The sequence below is a fragment of the Ralstonia mojiangensis genome (genome assembly GCF_023955645.1).
Classification (GTDB): domain Bacteria; phylum Pseudomonadota; class Gammaproteobacteria; order Burkholderiales; family Burkholderiaceae; genus Ralstonia; species Ralstonia mojiangensis.
In genome coordinates, this window is the sequence record NZ_JAMXHU010000001.1 from 673,648 (window position 1) to 693,361 (window position 19,714).

Consider the following 19,714-nt stretch of genomic DNA (forward strand, 5'->3'; position numbering starts at 1 on the left):
ATGCCAATGAAGATCGCGATCCTCGGCGCGGGTGCGATGGGCTCGTTGTTTGGCGGGCTGCTGGCCGAAGCCGGCCAGCACGTCACGCTGCTCGACATCAACGATGCGCATCTGCACGCGATTGCCGCACACGGTTTGCGGCTGGAAACCGACACCGGCGACCGCCACGTCCGCAATCTGCAGGCCCTGCGTCCAGGCGACGCGACAGACGTACCTGACTTGGTGATCGTCTTTACCAAGTCGATGCACACGCGCGCGGCACTTGCGAGCGTGCGTCACCTGATGGGTGAATCGACGCATGTGCTGACGCTTCAGAACGGGCTGGGCAACGTGGAGGCGCTGGCTTCGTTGGTGCCGCGAGCGCGCATCTTTGTTGGCGTCACGACGTGGCCCGCAGATTTGGCTGGCCCGGGTCACGTGTGTTCTCACGGCGCGGGCGTGATTCGCCTGATGAGCGCAGACGGCGAGCGGCCTCCGATACTCGCACGCGTGGTGGATACGCTATCCGCCGCCGGTCTGAACTGTCAGGCCGATGACAACGTGTGGGGCGCCGTGTGGGAGAAGGTCGCCTTCAATGCCGCGCTCAATCCGCTGTGCACGGTGCTGAACCAGCCAGTCGATGCGCTAAGCGCGGTGGAGGACGGCCCAGCCTTGGCGCTGACCATCGTGGACGAAGTGCTGGCCGTGGCGCGCGCCAGCGGCATCAACGTCGATGTCACCAAGGTGAGCGACAACGTGCGACACGCCATCGTCGCGCATCGCGGACACAAGCCGTCGATGCTGCAGGACATGCTGGCCGGGCGGCCGACCGAGATCGAATCCATCAATGGCGCCGTGGTGGCAACAGCGCGGCGGCATGGCGTGCCCGTGCCGCACACCGAAACGTTGATGCAATTGGTGCGGTTGGTGCAGGCGCGGTCCGTGCCTCAGCAAGCCCCCTAGCTGGCGGAGATACCCAGGGTTTTATTCGATGGCGCGCAGACGCCACCTCAACGGAGACAACCACATGAAGTGCAATTCCAGATTACCGAGCGCGGCGTCCAAACGGGGGCCGGTATGAACGGAAACCAGACCACGGTCGATATCGGCACGGTCCTTGATGATGGGCCGTTTTCCCTCGCACAGAAGATGGCGGTGCTGCTTGCGGCCTTCGCCATCGTCATGGACGGCTTTGACGGCCAGTTGATCGGTTTCGCCATCCCCGTGCTCATCAAGGAGTGGGGCATCACGCGCAATGCGTTCGCCCCAGCGGTGGCGGCGGGCCTCATCGGCATGGGGCTGGGCAGCGCGTTGGCGGGCCTGTTTGCCGATCGCTTTGGGCGACGCTGGGCGTTGATCGGCAGCGTGTTCGTGTTTGGCGTAGCGACGTGCTCGATCGGTTTCGCACCCAATGTGGCGACGATTGCCGCGCTGCGATTTATCGCAGGCCTGGGAATTGGTGGCGCGCTGCCAAGCTCCACGACGATGACGGCGGAGTTCACGCCTGCGCGTCGTCGCACGCTGGCCGTGACGGCCACGATCGTATGCGTGCCGCTGGGCGGGATGCTGGCAGGCCTGTTTGCCGGCCACGTGCTGCCACTTTATGGCTGGCGAGGGCTGTTCTGGATTGGCGGTGCGCTGCCGCTCGTGCTTGGATTTGTGTTGGTGGCCGCGCTGCCTGAATCGCCGCGCTTCCTGGCGCGACGTCAATCGCACTGGCCGCAACTGGCGCATCTGCTATCGAAGATGGGGCGCGATGTGCCCGCCAATACCGCGTTTGCCGATGTCGCTGGCCAGAAGGTCATTCAGCACGCGAGTTTCCGCTCGCTTTTTTCCCCCGGGCAGGCGCGCGATACGGTGGCGCTTTGGGCGGCCTTCTTCATGTGTCTGCTCGCCGTGTACGCGGCGTTCAGCTGGCTGCCGACGATGCTGGCTTCAGAAGGTTTGAGCGTGAGCGTGGCGGGCTCGGGGCTGACGGCGTACAACCTTGGCGGGGTGATCGGCGCGTTGGTCTGCGCGGTCACCATCGCGCGCTGGGGTTCACGTTGGCCAATGGCGCTGTGTTGCGTGGGCGCTGCCGTGAGCGCCTTTGCGTTGCAGGGTGTCGATGCCAAGCTCAACACGAACTTGCTGATCGTCGGCCTTGGGCTGCACGGGCTGTTCGTCAACGCAGTGCAATCGACGATGTATGCGCTGTGCGCCTACGTTTATCCGACGGCCGTGCGCGCGACAGGCACGGCATCGGCGGTGGCATTTGGGCGGCTGGGGGCCATTCTCAGCGCGTTTGCCGGCGCAATCGTCATCACCGCTGGCGGCTCCGTGGCCTATCTGGCCATGCTCGGAATCGTGATGTTGGTGGTGTTGGCCGCGCTGCTCGCCATGCGCGAGCAAATTCCGCGTCTGACGGAGCGTGCGCGAGCATCCATGGCAGCCGCGCCGGTTTCGCACGGCAGCCCGGCCAAACCGTAGCTGCCGCGCTGGGAGCAGTGCTACATCAGGATGATGTCGTATTGCTCCTGGCTGGCCGCCGACGATTCCACCTGCAGCGAAATCGGCTTGCCGATGAAATCGCCCAGCATCGCAAGGTGCTGGCTTTCTTCTTCCAGGAACAGATCAATCACCGATTGTGAAGCGAGGATGCGGAATTCGCGCGGATTGAACTGCCGCGACTCACGCATGATTTCGCGCAGGATGTCGTAGCACACCGTGCGCGGCGTCTTCACCTGACCCTTGCCTTGGCACACCGGGCATTGCTCGCACAGCACATGCGCGAGCGACTCCCGCGTGCGCTTGCGCGTCATCTCCACCAGCCCGAGCTGCGAGAAACTGTTGACGGTGATGCGGGTGCGGTCGCGTGACAGCGCCTTGCGCAGTTCTGCCAGCACCGCGTCGCGATGCTCGGCCGACTCCATATCGATGAAGTCGATGATGATGATGCCGCCCAGGTTGCGCAGCCGCAGTTGCCGCGCAATGGTGTGGGCCGCTTCCAGGTTGGTCTTGAAGATCGTGTCGTCGAAGTTTCGTGCGCCCACGTAACCGCCGGTGTTGACGTCGATCGTCGTCATCGCCTCGGTCTGGTCGATCATCAGGTAGCCGCCCGATTTCAGGTCGACCCGGCGCGATAGCGCGCGCTCGACTTCCGCCTCGATGTTGTACAGATCGAAGATCGGCCGTTCGCCGGTGTAATGCGTCAGGCGCTCGACCACGGCGGGCGTGTATTCCTGCGCAAACTCGACGAGCTTCTGGTGGTTCTCGCGCGAATCGACCTGGATGCTGCGCGTTTCGTCCGTCACGAAATCGCGCAGCACGCGCTGGGCGAGGTTGAGGTCCTGATACAGGATCGACGGGGCGGGCAGGGTGGTCGCGTTGTGACGGATGGTCGCCCAGATCTTGCGCAGGTAAGCAACGTCGTTGGCCAGTTCTTCGTCGGTCGACTCTTCGGCGATGGTGCGCACGATGAAGCCACCGCGTTCCTCAGTGGGCACCATGGCGGTCACGCGCGCGCGCAGCGCCTCACGCTCGGCCTCGTTGCCGATCTTCTGCGAGATCCCGATGTGCGGGTCTTGCGGCAGATACACCAGCGTGCGGCCGGCAATGCTGACTTGCGTGGACAGCCGAGCGCCCTTGGTGCCGATCGGATCCTTGATGACCTGCACCATCAGCGCCTGGCCTTCGAAGAGCGTCTTCTCGATGGCGACCTGCGGTGTGGGCGGCGCGTCCTTGGCGTCGCGCGGGTGCCAGATGTCGGCCACATGCAAAAACGCCGCACGCTCCAGCCCGATATCGATAAAGGCCGATTGCATGCCGGGCAGCACGCGCACCACTTTGCCAAGGTAAATATTGCCGACCAAGCCGCGCGTCAGTGTGCGCTCGATGTGAAGTTCTTGAACGGCGGCTTGCTGGACGATGGCCACGCGCGTTTCTTGCGGCGTGATATTGACGAGGATGTCTTCGGACATGGAGAGGTACCAAGAGAGCGGGTTTCAGCACCCGCCTCAGGGCTTGATCGTATGCGCCCGAAGCGTGTCTTGAAACCGGCCCTCGCACGCTGTCCGGTGCGTGCTTCAGCGGCCGGTCAGGGGCGAGTTATAGCGTGATGCTCGCCTGTGCGAGCAGTGCGGCGGTCTCGAACAAGGGTAGACCCATGATACCCGAATAGCTTCCCGAAATATGGGCCACAAAGGCGGCCGCGCGACCCTGGATGCCGTACGCGCCCGCCTTGCCGAAGGGCTCGCCGCTGGCGATGTAGCGGGCGATGTCGTTGTCCGTCAGCACGGCAAAGCGCACGTCCGAAATGGACAGCGCATGCATGGGCGTGCCGTCGGCCTTGACGACGGTGACGGCGGTCAGCACCCGGTGTTCGCGGCCCGACATGGCGCGCAGCATGCGGTGGGCATCGGCGGCGTCGGTCGGTTTGCCGAGGATCTCGCCGCCCAAGCAGACCGTGGTGTCAGACGTGAGGATCGGCAGGGCAGGGAGGTTGCGTGCAATGCGGCGGCGCACCGCGGCCTGTGCCTTCAATGCGCAGACACGCTGGACGTAGTCATCGGGCGTCTCGCCCGGGAGCACGGCTTCCAGCGCTTCGGCATCTTCATCGTCGTTGGCCAGCAGCAGATCGAAACGCGCGCCGATCTGGCGCAACAGTTCCTGCCGGCGCGGGCTCTGCGAGGCGAGATAGAGGTGTGGCGCGCCGGGTGCATCCATGGTCATACGCGGTGGTACGGGTGGTTTTGCGTGATGCTCCACGCGCGGTAGAGCTGCTCGGCCAGCAGCACGCGCACCATGCCGTGCGGCAGCGTCAGGCTCGATAGGCGGATCAGCGTACGAGCCTTGGCCTTGAGCGCCGGGTCCAGCCCGTCCGCGCCGCCGATCACGAAGGCGATGTCGCCGCCTTCCTGTTGCCATCCGGTGAGGGATTCTGCGAGTGCGACTGTGGTGAGGTCTTTGCCGCGCTCATCCAGTGCGATCATCCGGCAGCCCTTCGGCAGCGCGGCTTCAATGCGCGCTGCTTCAAGTTGCATGACGGTGGCGGCGGTGCGGCTGCCGGAGCGCTGCTCAGGCTTGATTTCGCGCAGTTCGATGCGCAGTTCGGGCGGCATGCGCTTGGCATATTCAGAGAAGCCGTCCTCGATCCAGGACGGCATCTTGTGCCCCACGGCAACGATCAGCAACTGCATGGCGAGACTGCGTGCTCGACGTTACGCTGCGCGTTTCTTGGCCGGAGCGCGCTTGGCTACCGTCTTGGTTGCCGTTTTTGCGGCGGTCTTGGTGGCGGTCTTGCCAGCACCGGTTGTCCGCTTGGTGGCGGGTTTCTTGGCGGGAGCCTTCTTGGCCGGTGCGGCGGCCTTGGTCGGGCGTTCGCCTGCCAGCTTCGGCTTGGTGGTGCGGCGCTTGGCCGGCGTGACCTCTTCGGCCTCGTCTTCCTCGTCGTCGTAACCTTCGCTGGCCTTGGGCAGGCCGCGCTTGCCGGTGCCGCCCAGTTCGATGCGCACCGGCTTGTCGCCCCAAATCTCTTCGAGGTTGTAGTACTGGCGAAGTTGCGGCTGCATGATGTGGACCACGGCGTCGCCGCAGTCGACCAGCACCCATTCGCCCACGTCTTCGCCTTCCACGGCGATGATGTGGCCGCCGGCTTCCTTGACGGCGTCACGCACCGATGCGGCGAGGGCCTTCGTTTGGCGATTGGACGTGCCGCTGGCGATGACCGTGCGGTCGAACAGTTCGGTCAGATGGGTCGTATTGAAGACCTTGATGTCTTGCGCCTTGACGTCTTCGAGCGCGTCGACGATCACGCGTTGTAGTTTGCGAATATCCATACTGAGTGAGAAGAACGTTTAAAGGGCGAGAAAAAAGGTCAGAAAAAGCGCGTGAATGTGGTCAATCACGCGGTCAAGCACTGACCGTGCCATTGGCACGGCGGTACAGCGAATGCGATTGGATCAGGTCGGCCACACCAGCGGGCAGGTCGGCGTCGCAGCGCGCACCAGTGGCAAGTTGCTGGCGCAGGCGGGTGGATGACAGGTCGACAGCCAGGGTCTGGTCGATCCACATATGGCCGGCGGGTGCGCATTGTATCAATGCTGTGTCGCCCCGGCGCACATCGAGTTCGCGTTGCACCGGCGCATGCAGCGCCTGAAGGTCGAAACCGGGGCGCGTGGCGACGCACAAGTGGACGTATTCGAACAGGTCCTGCCAGCCGTGCCAGGTGTCCAGGCCGACAAGCTGGTCGGCGCCCATGAGCCACGCCATGGAGGTATCCGGGCCGTAAACACCGCGCAATTCACGCACGGTGTCGATGGTGTAGCTGGGGCCGTGGCGGTCGACTTCCATGCTGCTCGCGTGGACTCGGGCGCGGCCGCCGCGGACCGCGTTGGCGGCCAGTTCGGTCATGGCAAAGCGCAACGGCGCGGGTGTGATGTCAGCGGCTTTCTGCCAGGACACGCCGGTCGGAATCCACAGCAGCTCATCCAGGTCGAGGCGGGCAATGCACAGCTCAGCCAGGGCGATGTGGCCGACGTGCGGCGGATCGAACGTGCCGCCCAGCAAGCCAAGCCGGTAGGGGCGATCGAGATCGGGACGCGCGAACGTGGGAAGCGTCATACCCAATCGCGCGCCGGCAGGAAATCGGTGTACAGCGCGGCCTCCGGCGAACCCGGTTCCGGCTGCCAGTCGTAACGCCAATTCGCCACCGGCGGCATCGACATCAGGATCGATTCCGCGCGGCCGCCGCTTTGCAGGCCAAACAGTGTGCCGCGGTCGAATACCAGGTTGAACTCGACATAGCGGCCACGGCGATAGGCCTGGAAGGCGCGCTCGCGCTCACCGTAGGGCGTGGCGTGGCGTTGCTCGGCGATGGGCAGCCAGGCCGGCAGGAAGGCGTCACCCACCGAGCGCATCATCTCGAAGCTGCGCTCGAAGCCCAGCTCGGCAAAGTCGTCGAAGAAGATGCCTCCGACGCCGCGCGCTTCCTTGCGGTGTTTGAGATAGAAATAGTCGTCGCACCATTGCTTGAAGCGGGGGTATAGCTCATCGCCGTAAGGTGCAAGGGCGCCCTGGCAGGTACGGTGGAAGTGAGAGGCGTCTTCGGTGAAGCCGTAGTACGGCGTGAGATCCATGCCGCCGCCGAACCACCAGACGGGCTCGGCGTCGGGTCGCACGGCGACGAAGCAGCGCACGTTCATGTGCACCGTCGGCACGTACGGGTTGCGCGGATGGAAGACCAGCGACACGCCCATCGCCTCGAACCCGCGCCCGGCCAATTCGGGCCGGTTGGCGGTTGCCGACGGGGGGAGGGTGTCGCCCATCACGTGCGAAAAACCGACGCCGCCGCGTTCAAGCAGCGCGCCGCCTTCCAGAATGCGGGTGCGACCGCTGCCGCGCAGGCGCTCGGTGGGCGGCTTCTCCCAGGCGTCGGTGACGAACGTGCCGCCGTCCAGCGCGCTGGCGGCAGTGGTGATGCGGTCCTGCAGGTCCAGCAGGTAGGCGCGGACGGCTTGGGTATCCATGCGATCAGAAAGGGGCCGCTCGTAAGGGCGAGTCGTGCCGAGTCATACGGTTGTCACCATTGTAGCGGGCGGGCCGCCGGGGCAAGTTGGGGATCACCCGGGGTGACGGATGCCGCGCCTGCCCCATGGTGGGGCACCAGCGCGGCTGGCTGTCGCTCAATGGCGGATGGCGCGATGGCCGATATCGGTCCGGTACTGGGCGCCGTCGAAGTGGATCTGCTCGATGGCGTTGTACGCCGCACGCTGGGCCGCTTTGACGGTATCGGCCAGGCCAACCACGCACAGCACACGGCCGCCGTTGGTGGTCAACATGCCGTCCTTGAGTGTGGTGCCGGCGTGGAAGGTGACGCTGTCTTCGGTTTCCTTCGGGATGCCGGTGATGACGTCGCCTTTGCGCGGCGTGTCCGGGTAATTGTGCGCGGCCATGACCACGCCCAGCGCGGTGCGGCGGTCCCAGTCCAGCTCCATGCCGTCGAGTTTGCCGTCGATGGCGCGGTCGAGCACGTCGTACAGGTCGGTCTTCATGCGCGCCATGATGGGCTGCGTTTCCGGATCGCCCATGCGGCAGTTGAATTCGAGCGTCTTGGGGTTGCCTTCCGCGTCGATCATCAGGCCGGCATACAGGAAACCGGTGTACGGAATGCCGTCCTTTTCCATGCCGCGGATGGTCGGCATGATGATCTCGCGCAGCGCGCGGGCGTGCAGCGTGGGCGTGACCACCGGCGCGGGCGAGTAGGCGCCCATGCCGCCCGTGTTGGGGCCGGCGTCGCCGTCGAGCAGACGCTTGTGGTCCTGGCTGGTGGCCAGCGCCACGACGTTCTTGCCGTCGCACACGACGATGAAGCTGGCTTCTTCGCCAGCGAGGAATTCTTCGATCACAACGCGTGCACCGGCGTCACCCAGGCGGTTGTCGGCCAGCATCATGTCGATGGCGTTGTGCGCTTCTTCGGCGGTCATTGCCACGACCACGCCCTTGCCGGCGGCCAGGCCATCGGCCTTGATGACGATCGGTGCGCCTTCCTGATCAACGTACGCATGTGCCTGCGCAGCATCGCCAAAGGTCTGGTACTTGGCGGTCGGAATGCCGTGGCGGTGCATGAACGCCTTGGCGAAATCCTTCGACGATTCGAGCTGCGCGGCGGCCTTGGTCGGCCCGAAGATACGCAAGCCTTTGGCGCGGAACAGGTCGACGATGCCGGCGGCCAGCGGAGCTTCCGGACCGACCACCGTGAAGTGGATGCCTTCGCGCTCGGCAAAGGCGGCCAGCACTTCCGGATCCGTGATCGGGAGGTTCTGCAGGCGCTTGTCGAGCGCCGTGCCGCCGTTGCCGGGGGCCACGTATACCACCTGCACCTTGGGCGAGCGTGCCAGCTTCCATGCCAGGGCGTGCTCTCGACCGCCCGAACCGACCACCATCACTTTCATGCTGTACCTACTCAAAAATTCGAAATCTGGAAAACAAAAACGGCGATCGTGAGGTCGATCGCCGTTATGCGCGTGTCCGGGACTTACTCCCCGATGACCGCGTTGGTGAAGACTTCCTGCACGTCGTCCAGGTTTTCCAGGACGTCGAGCAGCTTCTGCATCTTGACCGCGTCTTCGCCGGTGAACTCGACTTCGGTCTGCGGCTTCATGATGACTTCGGCCAGTTCCGCCTTGAAGCCGGCGGCTTCGAGCGCGGTCTTGACCTTGGTGAAATCGTGCGGCGGGCAGATGACTTCGAGCGAGCCGTCTTCATGCGTGACGACATCGTCGGCGCCGGCTTCCAGCGCGGCGTCCATCAGCTTGTCTTCGGGCGTGCCGGGGGCAAAGATGAACTGGCCGATGTGGTCGAACAGGAACGCGACGGAGCCCGATGTGCCCATGTTGCCGCCGTACTTGTCGAAGCCGTGACGGACTTCAGCCACGGTGCGCGTGCGGTTGTCGGTCAAGCAGTCGACGATTATGGCTGCGCCGTTGATGCCGTAGCCTTCGTAGCGGATTTCTTCGTAGTTCGCGCCTTCCAGGCCGCCCACACCGCGCTGGATGGCGCGGTTGATGTTGTCCTTGGGCATGTTCGCGTCGGTGGCCTTGTCCATGGCCAGGCGCAGGCGCGGGTTGGAGTCGGCATCGCCGCCGCCCAGACGGGCCGCCACGGTGATTTCCTTGATCAGGCGCGTCCAAACTTTGCCGCGCTTGGCGTCGGCAGCGGCTTTCTTATGCTTGATATTGGCCCATTTGGAATGACCGGCCATGAAACTCTCCGAGCGGAATGCAGTGGAATCTGGCGCCCAGATGGCGGTTTGACGCCACCTGCACGCTCTATAATCAGTCGCGGATTTTAGCATGCTGCACACGCCCGCCGCCCCGTCCATCCGGTCGACTTGCTGGTGTGTCATCCCCCCAGATTGATCCTCGTCCAAACGCCATGACCGATCCCATCCTGATTGCCAAGAACGCCAAAGCGGGGTTGGTGCTGCTGCCCCAGCTCGCCAACCGGCATGGCTTGATCACCGGCGCCACCGGCACCGGCAAGACCGTCACCCTGCAAACGATCGCGCAGGGCCTGTCGAAGATCGGCGTACCGGTTTTCCTGGCCGACGTAAAAGGTGATCTGACCGGCATTTCGCAAGCTGGTCAATCCAACGACAAGCTCAAGGTCCGCCTGCAGGAACGTGGCCTGGAAGAGCCGCAATGGGCTGGTTGCCCCGTCACGTTGTGGGATGTGTATGGCGAACGCGGCCATCCCGTTCGTGCCACCGTGTCCGACATGGGCCCGCTGATGCTCTCGCGCATGCTGGAGTTGAACGACATCCAGACCGGCGTGCTGAACCTCGTCTTCAAGATTGCGGACGACTCGGGCCTCGCGCTGCTCGACATGAAAGATCTGCGCGCGATGCTCCAGCACGTTGGCGAGCACTCGTCGGACTACACGAACAAGTACGGGAATATCTCGTCGGCCAGCATCGGGGCCATCCAGCGCAACCTGATCGCGCTGGAAGAGCAGGGCGCCGACCAGTTCTTCGGCGAGCCGATGCTCGACATCAATGACCTGATGCAGACGGTGCGCGGCCAAGGCGTGATCAACATCCTGGCGGCCGACAAGCTGCTCAACGCGCCCAAGTTGTACGCGACGTTCCTGCTGTGGATGCTCTCCGAGCTGTTCGAGCATCTGCCCGAGGTGGGCGACGTGGACAAGCCCAAACTCGCTTTCTTCTTCGACGAAGCGCACCTGCTGTTTAACGATGCGCCGCCGTCGCTGCTGCAGAAGGTGGAACAGGTGGTGCGGCTGATCCGCTCCAAGGGCGTGGGCGTTTACTTTGTGACGCAGAACCCCGCCGACGTGCCGGACACGGTGCTCGGCCAGCTCGGCAACCGCGTGCAGCACGCGCTCCGGGCGTTCACACCGCGTGACCAAAAGGCCGTGAAGGCGGCGGCCACCACGATGCGCGCGAACCCGGAGTTCAGCATCGAAGAGGCCATCGGCGAACTGGCCGTGGGCGAGGCGCTGATTTCCATGCTTGACGAGGGTGGTCGCCCGGAGGTTACGCAGCGTGCGTTTGTCGTGCCGCCCGCATCGCGTATCGGCCCGATCTCGGATGACGAGCGCCGCGAACTGATGAGCAATTCGCTGGTGGCGGGCCGCTACGACACAGCAATCGACCGTGAATCGGCGTACGAGATCTTGAGCGGCCGCGTGGCGAAGGGCGGGGCGGCATCCGTGCCCGCACCGGGTTCCATCGGTACGGATTTCGGTGCATCGACAGGTTCAGCACCGGCGCCAGCGCCAGCGCAACAGGAGAGTGGCGGCTGGCTTGGCGATGTCGGCGCAATCCTCACGAAGGGTACGGGCCGCAGCGGCCGTGGCGATTCGATTGTCGAAACGTTGGCCAAGTCGACGATGCGCACCATCGGTTCGACGGTCGGGCGCGAAATCGTGCGCGGCGTGCTGGGCAGCATTCTGGGCGGGTCGAAGAAGCGCTGAGCGCCTCCGACGTACCAAAGACAACAGCCGGCATTGCCGGCTGTTTTTGTTTGCGCTGAGCGCTTGCGCGATCAGTTTTTCGTGCCGAACAGGCGGTCGCCTGCATCGCCCAGGCCCGGGATGATGTAGGCGTTTTCATCCAGGTGCGAATCGAGCGACGCGACGAACAGCTTCACGCCCGGATGTGCCTGCTGGAACACCTCCACGCCTTCGGGCGCCGCGACGAGCGCCAGGAACAGGATGTTCTCGTCGGGCACGCCGCGTTTCTTCATCACGTCGACAGCGTGGACGGCCGAGTAGCCGGTCGCGACCATCGGATCGCACAGGATGAAGGTGCGGTCTTCCAGGTCCGGCAGGCGCACGAGGTATTCCACCGGGCGGTGTTGCTCGTCGCGGTACACGCCGATGTGGCCGATACGCGCCGACGGAATCAGTTCCACCAGCCCGTCGCTCATGCCCACGCCCGCGCGCAGCACCGGCACCACGGCCAGCTTGCGGCCCGCGATGACGGGCGCTTCCATCGGGCCCATCGGCGTGTCGATATGGCGGCTGGTCAGCGGCAGGTTGCGCGTGATTTCATAGCCCATCAGCAGCGTGATCTCACGCAGCAGCTCGCGGAACGTGCGCGTGGACGTGTCCTTGTCGCGCATGTGCGTGAGCTTGTGCTGGATCAGCGGGTGATTGAGGATGAACAGGTTCGGAAAGCGCGGATCTTGTTTCATGGCGGCAAGGGATTCTCAGATGGGGCGCATTGTACCGGCGCGCCCCGTGCCGATTGTGGAGGCGCTCAGCGGCGCCCGCGCATCAGGATCACGTACACGACGGCCGAAATCGCGAGGCCCACGAACCATGCATACGTGTACAGCGCTTCGAATACGCTTGGCACGCTGGCGACAAACCCGGCCTGCTTGAAGAAACCCGGCAGATTGGGCAGCACACCGATGATGAGCGCGACGATGGCGCGGCCGTTCCAGCCGTTGCCGTAACCGTACGGGCCGTCTACGCGGAACAACTCGCCGGTCTTGAGTACTGTGCGGCGCACGAGGAAGTAATCGACCATCATGATGCCGGCCACCGGGCCCAGCAGCGCGCCGTAACCGACCAGCCACGTGAAGATGTAGCCCTTGGTCGTTTCCAGGATCTTCCACGGCATCATCGCCAGGCCGATGCCCGCCGTGATGTAGCCGCCGATGCGGAACGAGATGCGATGCGGCGCCAGGTTCGAGAAGTCATACGCCGGCGAAACCACATTGGCGGCGATGTTCGTCATCAGCGTGGCGGTGATCAGCGCCAGCAGGGCCACGATGACCGACGGGCCGGTCATCTTGCCGGCCAGCGTGACCGGATCCCAGATGGCCTGACCGTAGATGACCACCGTGGACGACGTGACGAGCACGGCCACCAGCGCCAGCAGCCCCATCGGCAGCGGCAGGCCGATCGCCTGTCCGACGAGCTGATCGCGCTGGCTGCGCGCGAAGCGGGTGAAGTCGGGAATGTTCAGCGCGAGCGTGGCCCAGTAGCCGACCATGGCGGTGAGGGACGGCCAGAAGAAGCCCCAGAACTCGCCGGCGCGCTTGCCGCCTGCCGAAAACGCCGACGGCGCCGACAGCATCGGGCCAAAGCCGCCCGCATTGATATACGCCCACCAGACCAGGCCAAATGCGGCGAGGATCAGCAACGGGGTGGCCAGCGCCTGGAAGCGCTTGATCGATTCGAGCCCCTTGGTGATCAGCCAGATGTGCAGCGCCCAGAACAGCAGGAAGCAGAATCCCTGGCCCGGGTTGATACCCAGCCCCGGAATGTTGCTGCCCACCAGCATGTTGTCGGTGACGACGTTGAGGATCGTGTAGATCGCCTGACTGCCCAGCCACGTCTGGATGCCGAACCAGCCGCACGCCACGATGGCCCGCAGAATGGCCGGCAACTGCGCGCCGCGCACGCCGAACGAGGCCCGTACCAGCACGGGGAAGGGAATACCGTACTTGGTCCCCGCGTGGCCCACCAGCACCATCGGCACCAGCACGATCAGGTTGCCGAGGAACACCGTCAGCACGGCCTGCCACCAGTTCATGCCCTCGCTCATCAGGCCCGACGCCAGCATGTATGCCGGCACCGATACCACCATCGACACCCACAGCGCAGCGTAGTTGGTGGCTGTCCAGGTGCGGGCGGCGGGCGGGGTCGGGTTGAGATCTTCGTTCCAGAGGGTCGGGTCGGGTGCCCCGGCGGCGTCCGCAGAGAACGCGGAAGAGGTGGTTTGGCTCATGTCGATGTGGAATCCGTTGTCGTTGTAGATATTCGGAATGCAGGCGCGATTGTACGGCGGTCCCGTGCGCCCCAAAGCGAAACCCGTGCCACGTGCGGCGCACCCTGCATCGGAACGTTTTCTTGAATTCCAATACAATCGACGACGCTCTCCAACGCTGCCCGCATCTCCCTCGCGCCCCGCTGTGACCACCGCGTCCTCTGCGTCTTCCACGCCCGCAAGAACCACCGACACCGGCGGTTTGCTGCTTGCTTCCGCGGGCGCCGTCCTGTTTTCCGCCAAGGCCATCGTCGCCAAGCTGATGTACCGCTATCAGGTGGACGCGGTCATGGTCATCACTCTGCGCATGCTGCTGGCCGCCCCGCTGTTCATGGCGATGGGGTGGTGGCAGTCGCGCCGTGCGGAGCCGCTGACCGTGCCAGACCGCTGGCGCATCGTCGGCTTGGGGCTCATCGGTTATTACCTCTCCAGCTTTCTCGATTTCCTCGGCCTGCAATACATCACGGCGGGGCTGGAGCGGCTGATCCTGTTTCTGACACCGTCGTTCGTGCTGCTGATTACATCGACAGTATTCAAGCGGCGCATTACCGGCTTGCAGTGGGTGTCGCTGGCGCTGGCCTACGCCGGCATCGTGCTGGTGTTCGCGCATGACCTGAACCTGGGCGGCAACAACGTCTGGCTGGGCGGCGGATTGGTGCTCGCCAGCGCCATCAGCTACGGTATCTACCTGCTGGCCAGCGGTGAGCTGGTCAAGCGTGTGGGTTCGATGCGGCTGGTTGCCTATGCGATGTGCGTGTCGACCGCAGCCTGTATCGTCCAGTTTCTCGTGTTGCGGCCGGTGTCGGCGCTGGTGTTGCCCTGGCAGGTGTATGGGCTGTCGGCCATCAACTCGGTGTTCTGCACGGTGGCGCCGGTCACGATGACGATGATGGCCGTGGCGCGCGTGGGTGCGCCGGTGGCGTCGCAGGCCGGCATGATCGGTCCGGTGTCAACGCTGCTGCTTGGCTGGTGGCTGCTGGGCGAGCCGATCACGATTTGGCAGATTGCCGGCAGTGCGCTGGTGCTTGCAGGGATGGCGCTGCTGTCACGCCGTCGCGGCTGACAGGCGGCCAATCCAGATAACAATCACAAGGAGTCAGACAGGATGGACTTGGGGCTGAAAGGCAAGCGTGCGCTGGTGTGCGGCGCAAGCAAGGGACTGGGCTTTGCGTGCGCCGACGCGCTGGCCGCCGAAGGCGTGGACGTGGTGATCGTCGCGCGCGGTGCCGAAGCGTTGTTGGCAGCGGCCGAGCGCATCCGCACGGCGCACGGCGTGCGCGTGGAAGCCGTCGCCACCGACATCACCACGCCGGAAGGCCGCGCCGAGGCGCTGCTCGCATGCGAGCGACTGGGCGGCTCGCCCGACATTCTCGTCAACAACGCGGGCGGCCCGCCACCGGGCAACTTTCGCGATTGGGACCGCGACGCGTGGAATGCCGCGCTCAACGCCAACATGCTCACGCCCATCGACCTCATCAAAGCCACCGTCGACAAGATGATCGAGCGCCGCTGGGGCCGCATCGTCAATATCACCAGTGGTGCGGTGAAGGCTCCGATTGACGTCCTGGGTTTGTCCAATGGCGCGCGCTCTGGGCTGACGGGCTTCGTGGCGGGTCTGGCGCGTGAAGTCGCCAAGCATGGCGTGACCATCAACAACCTGCTGCCGGGCCAGTTCGAGACCGACCGCCTGACCAAGACGCTGGAAGCGGGCGCCAAGGCTGCCGGCATCAGCGCAGAAGAGAATTTCGACCGCAAGCGGCAGGGCAATCCGGCCCGACGCTTCGGCCAACCGGCCGAGTTTGGCGCCGTGTGTGCCTTCCTGTGCAGCCAGCATGCTGGCTACGTGAATGCGCAAAACATCCTCATGGATGGCGGCAGCTTCCCTGGCACCTTCTAAGCCAATCACGATGACCACTCTTACGCCCGAAAGCGCAGCCCGCAAACGCCGCGTCGCCCTGATCGCACACGATCACAAGAAAGACGACATGGTCGCTTTCGCACAAACGCACCAGGCCTTCCTGTCGCAATGCGACCTGCTGGCGACCGGCACCACCGGTGGCCGCTTGGAGAAAGAAGTCGGCCTGACCGTGCAGCGCATGCTGTCCGGCCCGTGGGGCGGCGACCTGCAGATTGGCGCGCAATTGGCCGAAGGCCGTGTCGACGCCGTCATTTTCCTGCGCGACCCGATGACGCCGCAGCCGCACGAACCGGACATCAACGCGCTGGTTCGCGCCTGCGACGTCCACAACATTCCCTGCGCCACCAACCTGGCGACCGCCGACCTGGTGATGTCCGCCCTGCAACGGGTGGCGCCCGATCCGAAGGAGATCCACGCATGACACAAGCGAAAGCCATCCGCATCTTCGAGACAGGCGGTCCGGAAGTGATGCAGTACGTCGATGTCGACGTGCCCGCGCCCGGCCCCGGCGAGGTGACGGTCAAGCAGCACGCCATCGGTCTGAACTACATCGACGTCTATTTCCGCACCGGGCTGTATCCCCAGCCGCTGCCGGGCGGCATCGGCATGGAAGCGTCGGGTGTGGTGGAAGCAGTGGGCGAGGGCGTGACGCACGTTAAGCCCGGCGACCGCGTTGCCTATGCCGGCCGCCCCACCGGCGCCTACGCTGCGGTGCGCACGATGCCGGCCGACATTCTCGTGCGCCTGCCGGATGCGATCGACTTTGAGACCGGCGCAGCGATGATGCTGCAGGGCATGACCGCGCAATACCTGATCCGCGACAGCTACCGCGTGCAGCCCGGTGATACGGTGTTGTTTCACGCAGCCGCTGGCGGTGTGGGTTTGATTGCGTGCCAGTGGCTCAAGGCGCTCGGCGCCACCGTGATCGGCACCGTCGGCAGCGATGCCAAGGCTGAACTTGCCCGCGCGCACGGCTGCGATCACATCATCGTCTACACGCGCGAGAACTTTACCGAGCGCGTGCGCGAAATCACGGGCGGCAAGGGCGTGCCGGTGGTCTACGACGGCATTGGCAAAGATACGTTCACGGGCTCGCTGGATTGCCTCGCACCGCGCGGGATGATGGTCACCTACGGCAACGCATCGGGCCCGGTACCGCCGGTTGACCTCAGCGTGCTGAGCGCGAAAGGCTCGCTCAAGATCACGCGCCCGACGCTGATGACCTACACGGCGCGGCGCGAGCTGCTGGAACCGATGGCGGCTGAGTTGTTTGATGTGGTGAGCAGCGGCAAGGTGAAAATCGAAATTCACCAACGCTACGAACTGCAGAACGCGGCGCAGGCGCACCGCGATCTGGAATCGCGCAAGACGACCGGGTCGACGATCCTCTTGCCGTAAGGCGGAAAGTTACCGCCCGGTGGGCTTCACACGCCGGGCGGCGGCAAAGCGTGCATCCTCGCGCACACGGTCGGGCAGGCCACGCAGCAGCATGTGCAGCGCCAGCGGCACCAGCACGATGTCGTCCACCCAGCCGATCACCGGGATGACATCCGGAATCAGATCGATCGGCGATACCACATAGCCCACCAGCAGCAGCGCGGCCGGCGCGAGCCACCACGGCTTGTCCGGATGGCGCAGCGCAAACCACAGCAGGCGCGCGTCGTTGCGCACCACGCTCCACAGGCGGAAAAGTCGTCCGAACATCGTGGGCTCCCCTTGATGAAAAGCCGGCGTCACATGAAAGCGGTTGACCGGCAAACCATCGTATCAGCTTGGGGAAACGGCCCGGTTTTCAAGGTGAGGTGTGATTGCCCATGAAAAAAGCCGGCCCTCTTGCGAGGTGCCGGCTTTTTGCCGAGGCGGGGTGAATTTAACCCGGAATCTTGCCTTCCACGCCTTCTACGTAGAACTTGATGCCATGCAGGAAGCCGTCGTCGGCGACCTTGTCGGCGGGCAGGACTTCCTTGCCGGTGTTGTCCTTGAGCGGACCCTTCCAGATCGGTGCCGAGCCGTCGATGATGCCCTTCTTGCGGGTCTCGACCAGGGTCTTCACGTCTTCCGGCACCACGGTGTTGTACGCGCCCAGATCGATCGCGCCTTCCTTCAGGCCCCACCACACGGTTTCCGGCTTCCACTTGTTTTCAAGCACGTCGCCGATGACCTTGGTGTAATACACGCCCCATTTGTTGATCGAGGCAGCCAGGTGGGCCTTCTCGCCAAACTTGGTCATGTCGCTGTCCCAGCCGATTGCGTAAACGCCTTTCTCTTGCGCGGTTTGCACGACGGCTGCGGAGTCGGTGTTCTGCATCAGCACGTCAACGCCTTGGCCGATGAGGGTGGTGGCAGCCTCGCGCTCCTTGCCTGGATCGAACCACTTGTTGACCCACACCACGCGGGTGGTGGCCTTCGGGTTGACGCTGCGCGCGCCCAGCGTGAACGAGTCGATGTTGCGGATCACCTCGGGGATGGGCACCGAACCCACCACGCCAAGCTTGCCCGACTTGCTCATCTTGCCGGCCACAACGCCTGCCAGATATGCGCCTTCATACGTGCGCACGTCGTACTGGCCGAGGTTGTCGGCAGTCTTGAAACCCGTGGCGTGCTCGAACTTCACGTCCGGGAATTCCTTGGCGACCTTGAGCATCGATTCCATGAAACCGAAGCTCGTGCCGAAGATGACCTTGTTGCCTTGAGTGGCCAGGTCGCGGAACACGCGTTCGGCATCCGCGGCGCTTTCGGGAACGCTTTCAACGAAGCTGGTCTTCACCTTGTCGCCGAACTTGGCTTCGACTTCCTTGCGGCCGTCGTCGTGAGCGTGGGTCCAGCCTGCGTCGCCCACAGGGCCGACGTAGACGAACGCGATCTTCAGCGGCTCATTGGCCGGAGCCGGTGCGGCAGCGGCGGGGGCCGAGGATGCGGCCGGCGCGGCATTGCCGCCAGCGTTGTCGTTGGACTTGCCGCAACCCCAGAGGGTCAGGGCAGCGCCGGCGGCCAGGGCGGCCAGCGTGATCCTGCGGGTAACGTTCATCGATTTCTCCTGTTGTGTGGCTCGTTGACTGTTTTGAAGCTTGAAGCAAAAGACGGGAATGCAGAAGGCTCACGCTGCAGTTTAGGCAGCCCCGGGGCGGAACGGCTTGCCAAGCGACGCGGGCATGTTCAGGCGAATCCAATCCGGATTGCGCGAGATGATGGCCAGCACGACGATGGTGGCGGCAAACGGCGCCATCGACAGAATCTGCGACGGCACCGACACGCCCATCCCCTGCAGGTGGAACTGCAGAATCGTTACGCCGCCGAACAGCAGCGCACCGAACAGGATGCGCAGCGGGCGCCAGGTGGCAAAGGTGGTCAGGGCGAGGGCAATCCAGCCGCGGCCGGCGACCATGTTTTCGACCCACATCGGCGTATAGACCAGCGACAGGTACGCGCCCGCCAGCCCGCAGCATGCGCCGCCAAACAGCAGCGCGCCAAAGCGGATGGTGCGCACCGGGTAGCCTAGCGCGTGCGCCGATTCCGGCGATTCACCGATCGCGCGCAGCGTGAGGCCCGCACGCGTCTTGAACAGAAACCAGGCAATCACGCCGCAAAGCAGCAGGCTGAAATAAACCATCCAGTGGTGCGCGAACAAGGCGGGGCCGACGAACGGAATCGACTCCAGCCCCGGGATGCCGTGCGCCTGCGCCGGCAGCGACATGCCGACAAAGCGCTGGCCCATGAAGGCCGACAGCCCGGTGCCGAAAATCGACAGGGCGAGGCCCGTGGCGACCTGGTTGGTGACGAGCACCAGCGCGAGCCATGCAAACAGCGACGCCATCACCATGCCGGCAATCGCTCCGGCAGCAAAACCCAGCAGCGGAATCTGCGTCTGGTAGCCGACCATGAAACCGACCACGGCGGCCACCAGCATCATCCCTTCGGCACCGAGGTTGAGCACGCCGGAGCGCTCGTTCATCAAGAGGCCAAGGGCGGCCAGCAGCAGCGGGGTGCCGGCGTTGATCGACGCGGCGATCAGGGGAGCAAGACTTTCCATGTGTGCGGCCTGA

The 19,714-nt window shown here is 64.5% G+C and carries 20 protein-coding genes; 7 read left to right on the top strand and 13 right to left on the bottom strand.

The window, feature by feature from the left end:
- The first annotated feature begins 6 nt into the window (after positions 1-6).
- Positions 7-942: a ketopantoate reductase family protein gene (locus tag NG898_RS03100; RefSeq protein ID WP_252691034.1), complete on the top strand. Its 936-nt coding sequence runs from the start codon at positions 7-9 to the stop codon at positions 940-942.
- Between the two features lie 114 nt (positions 943-1,056).
- Positions 1,057-2,448, top strand: a complete 1,392-nt coding sequence (locus NG898_RS03105; RefSeq protein WP_252691035.1) for an MFS transporter — start codon at positions 1,057-1,059, stop codon at positions 2,446-2,448.
- Between the two features lie 20 nt (positions 2,449-2,468).
- Here the strand turns inward: NG898_RS03105 and rng are convergent, their stop codons facing one another.
- The 8 genes from rng to NG898_RS03145 form a co-directional block, all read right to left on the bottom strand.
- Positions 2,469-3,938: a ribonuclease G gene (gene rng, locus NG898_RS03110; protein WP_004631026.1), complete on the bottom strand. Its 1,470-nt coding sequence runs from the start codon at positions 3,936-3,938 to the stop codon at positions 2,469-2,471.
- A gap of 127 nt (positions 3,939-4,065) precedes the next feature.
- On the bottom strand, positions 4,066-4,689 hold the full coding sequence (locus NG898_RS03115; RefSeq protein WP_252691036.1) for a Maf family protein: 624 nt from the start codon (positions 4,687-4,689) through the stop codon (positions 4,066-4,068).
- Positions 4,686-5,156, bottom strand: coding sequence for a 23S rRNA (pseudouridine(1915)-N(3))-methyltransferase RlmH (rlmH, locus tag NG898_RS03120; protein WP_027680941.1), 471 nt, complete (start codon positions 5,154-5,156; stop codon positions 4,686-4,688). Before rlmH ends, NG898_RS03115 begins: the two co-directional genes overlap by 4 nt.
- Before the next feature lie 21 nt (positions 5,157-5,177).
- A complete protein-coding gene (rsfS, locus tag NG898_RS03125) occupies positions 5,178-5,795 on the bottom strand; it encodes a ribosome silencing factor (RefSeq protein ID WP_252691037.1) in 618 nt (205 codons plus the stop codon).
- Positions 5,796-5,868: 73 nt separating this feature from the next.
- A complete protein-coding gene (locus tag NG898_RS03130) occupies positions 5,869-6,579 on the bottom strand; it encodes a nicotinate-nucleotide adenylyltransferase (RefSeq protein WP_252691038.1) in 711 nt (236 codons plus the stop codon).
- Complete coding sequence (gene hemF / locus NG898_RS03135; RefSeq protein WP_045206093.1) at positions 6,576-7,484, bottom strand: oxygen-dependent coproporphyrinogen oxidase; 909 nt, start codon at positions 7,482-7,484, stop codon at positions 6,576-6,578. Before hemF ends, NG898_RS03130 begins: the two co-directional genes overlap by 4 nt.
- Before the next feature lie 156 nt (positions 7,485-7,640).
- Positions 7,641-8,909, bottom strand: coding sequence for a phosphoribosylamine--glycine ligase (purD, locus tag NG898_RS03140; RefSeq protein ID WP_252691039.1), 1,269 nt, complete (start codon positions 8,907-8,909; stop codon positions 7,641-7,643).
- Positions 8,910-8,992: 83 nt separating this feature from the next.
- Complete coding sequence (locus NG898_RS03145; RefSeq protein ID WP_045206095.1) at positions 8,993-9,718, bottom strand: YebC/PmpR family DNA-binding transcriptional regulator; 726 nt, start codon at positions 9,716-9,718, stop codon at positions 8,993-8,995.
- A gap of 173 nt (positions 9,719-9,891) precedes the next feature.
- On the opposite strand from NG898_RS03145, the gene NG898_RS03150 reads away from it, so the two are divergent.
- On the top strand, positions 9,892-11,448 hold the full coding sequence (locus NG898_RS03150; protein WP_252691040.1) for a helicase HerA-like C-terminal domain-containing protein: 1,557 nt from the start codon (positions 9,892-9,894) through the stop codon (positions 11,446-11,448).
- Positions 11,449-11,519: 71 nt separating this feature from the next.
- On the opposite strand, the gene upp is transcribed toward NG898_RS03150, so the two are convergent.
- Positions 11,520-12,170 (bottom strand): uracil phosphoribosyltransferase, encoded by a 651-nt coding sequence (upp, locus tag NG898_RS03155; protein WP_154206554.1) that lies wholly within the window; start codon positions 12,168-12,170, stop codon positions 11,520-11,522.
- Positions 12,171-12,235: 65 nt separating this feature from the next.
- A complete protein-coding gene (locus NG898_RS03160) occupies positions 12,236-13,714 on the bottom strand; it encodes an NCS1 family nucleobase:cation symporter-1 (RefSeq protein WP_252691041.1) in 1,479 nt (492 codons plus the stop codon).
- Positions 13,715-13,898: 184 nt separating this feature from the next.
- Between NG898_RS03160 and NG898_RS03165 the strand changes: the two genes are divergently transcribed.
- The 4 genes from NG898_RS03165 to NG898_RS03180 are packed head-to-tail and all read left to right on the top strand — an operon-like array spanning position 13,899 to position 17,069.
- Positions 13,899-14,816 (top strand): DMT family transporter, encoded by a 918-nt coding sequence (locus NG898_RS03165; protein WP_252691042.1) that lies wholly within the window; start codon positions 13,899-13,901, stop codon positions 14,814-14,816.
- Between the two features lie 42 nt (positions 14,817-14,858).
- Complete coding sequence (locus NG898_RS03170) at positions 14,859-15,650, top strand: SDR family oxidoreductase (RefSeq protein ID WP_252691043.1); 792 nt, start codon at positions 14,859-14,861, stop codon at positions 15,648-15,650.
- Positions 15,651-15,660: 10 nt separating this feature from the next.
- Entirely contained in the window at positions 15,661-16,092 is a 432-nt protein-coding gene (locus tag NG898_RS03175; protein ID WP_092969383.1) for a methylglyoxal synthase, read from the top strand.
- Positions 16,089-17,069: a quinone oxidoreductase family protein gene (locus tag NG898_RS03180; protein ID WP_252691044.1), complete on the top strand. Its 981-nt coding sequence runs from the start codon at positions 16,089-16,091 to the stop codon at positions 17,067-17,069. Before NG898_RS03175 ends, NG898_RS03180 begins: the two co-directional genes overlap by 4 nt.
- A gap of 9 nt (positions 17,070-17,078) precedes the next feature.
- Here NG898_RS03180 and NG898_RS03185 read toward each other — a convergent pair whose 3' ends face one another.
- From NG898_RS03185 to NG898_RS03195, 3 genes are all read right to left on the bottom strand, one after another.
- Positions 17,079-17,375: a YkvA family protein gene (locus tag NG898_RS03185; protein WP_045206101.1), complete on the bottom strand. Its 297-nt coding sequence runs from the start codon at positions 17,373-17,375 to the stop codon at positions 17,079-17,081.
- Between the two features lie 166 nt (positions 17,376-17,541).
- Positions 17,542-18,699 (bottom strand): BMP family ABC transporter substrate-binding protein, encoded by a 1,158-nt coding sequence (locus tag NG898_RS03190; RefSeq protein ID WP_252691045.1) that lies wholly within the window; start codon positions 18,697-18,699, stop codon positions 17,542-17,544.
- An 81-nt stretch (positions 18,700-18,780) separates the two neighbouring features.
- A complete protein-coding gene (locus tag NG898_RS03195) occupies positions 18,781-19,701 on the bottom strand; it encodes an ABC transporter permease (protein ID WP_252691046.1) in 921 nt (306 codons plus the stop codon).
- Positions 19,702-19,714: the final 13 nt, after the last annotated feature.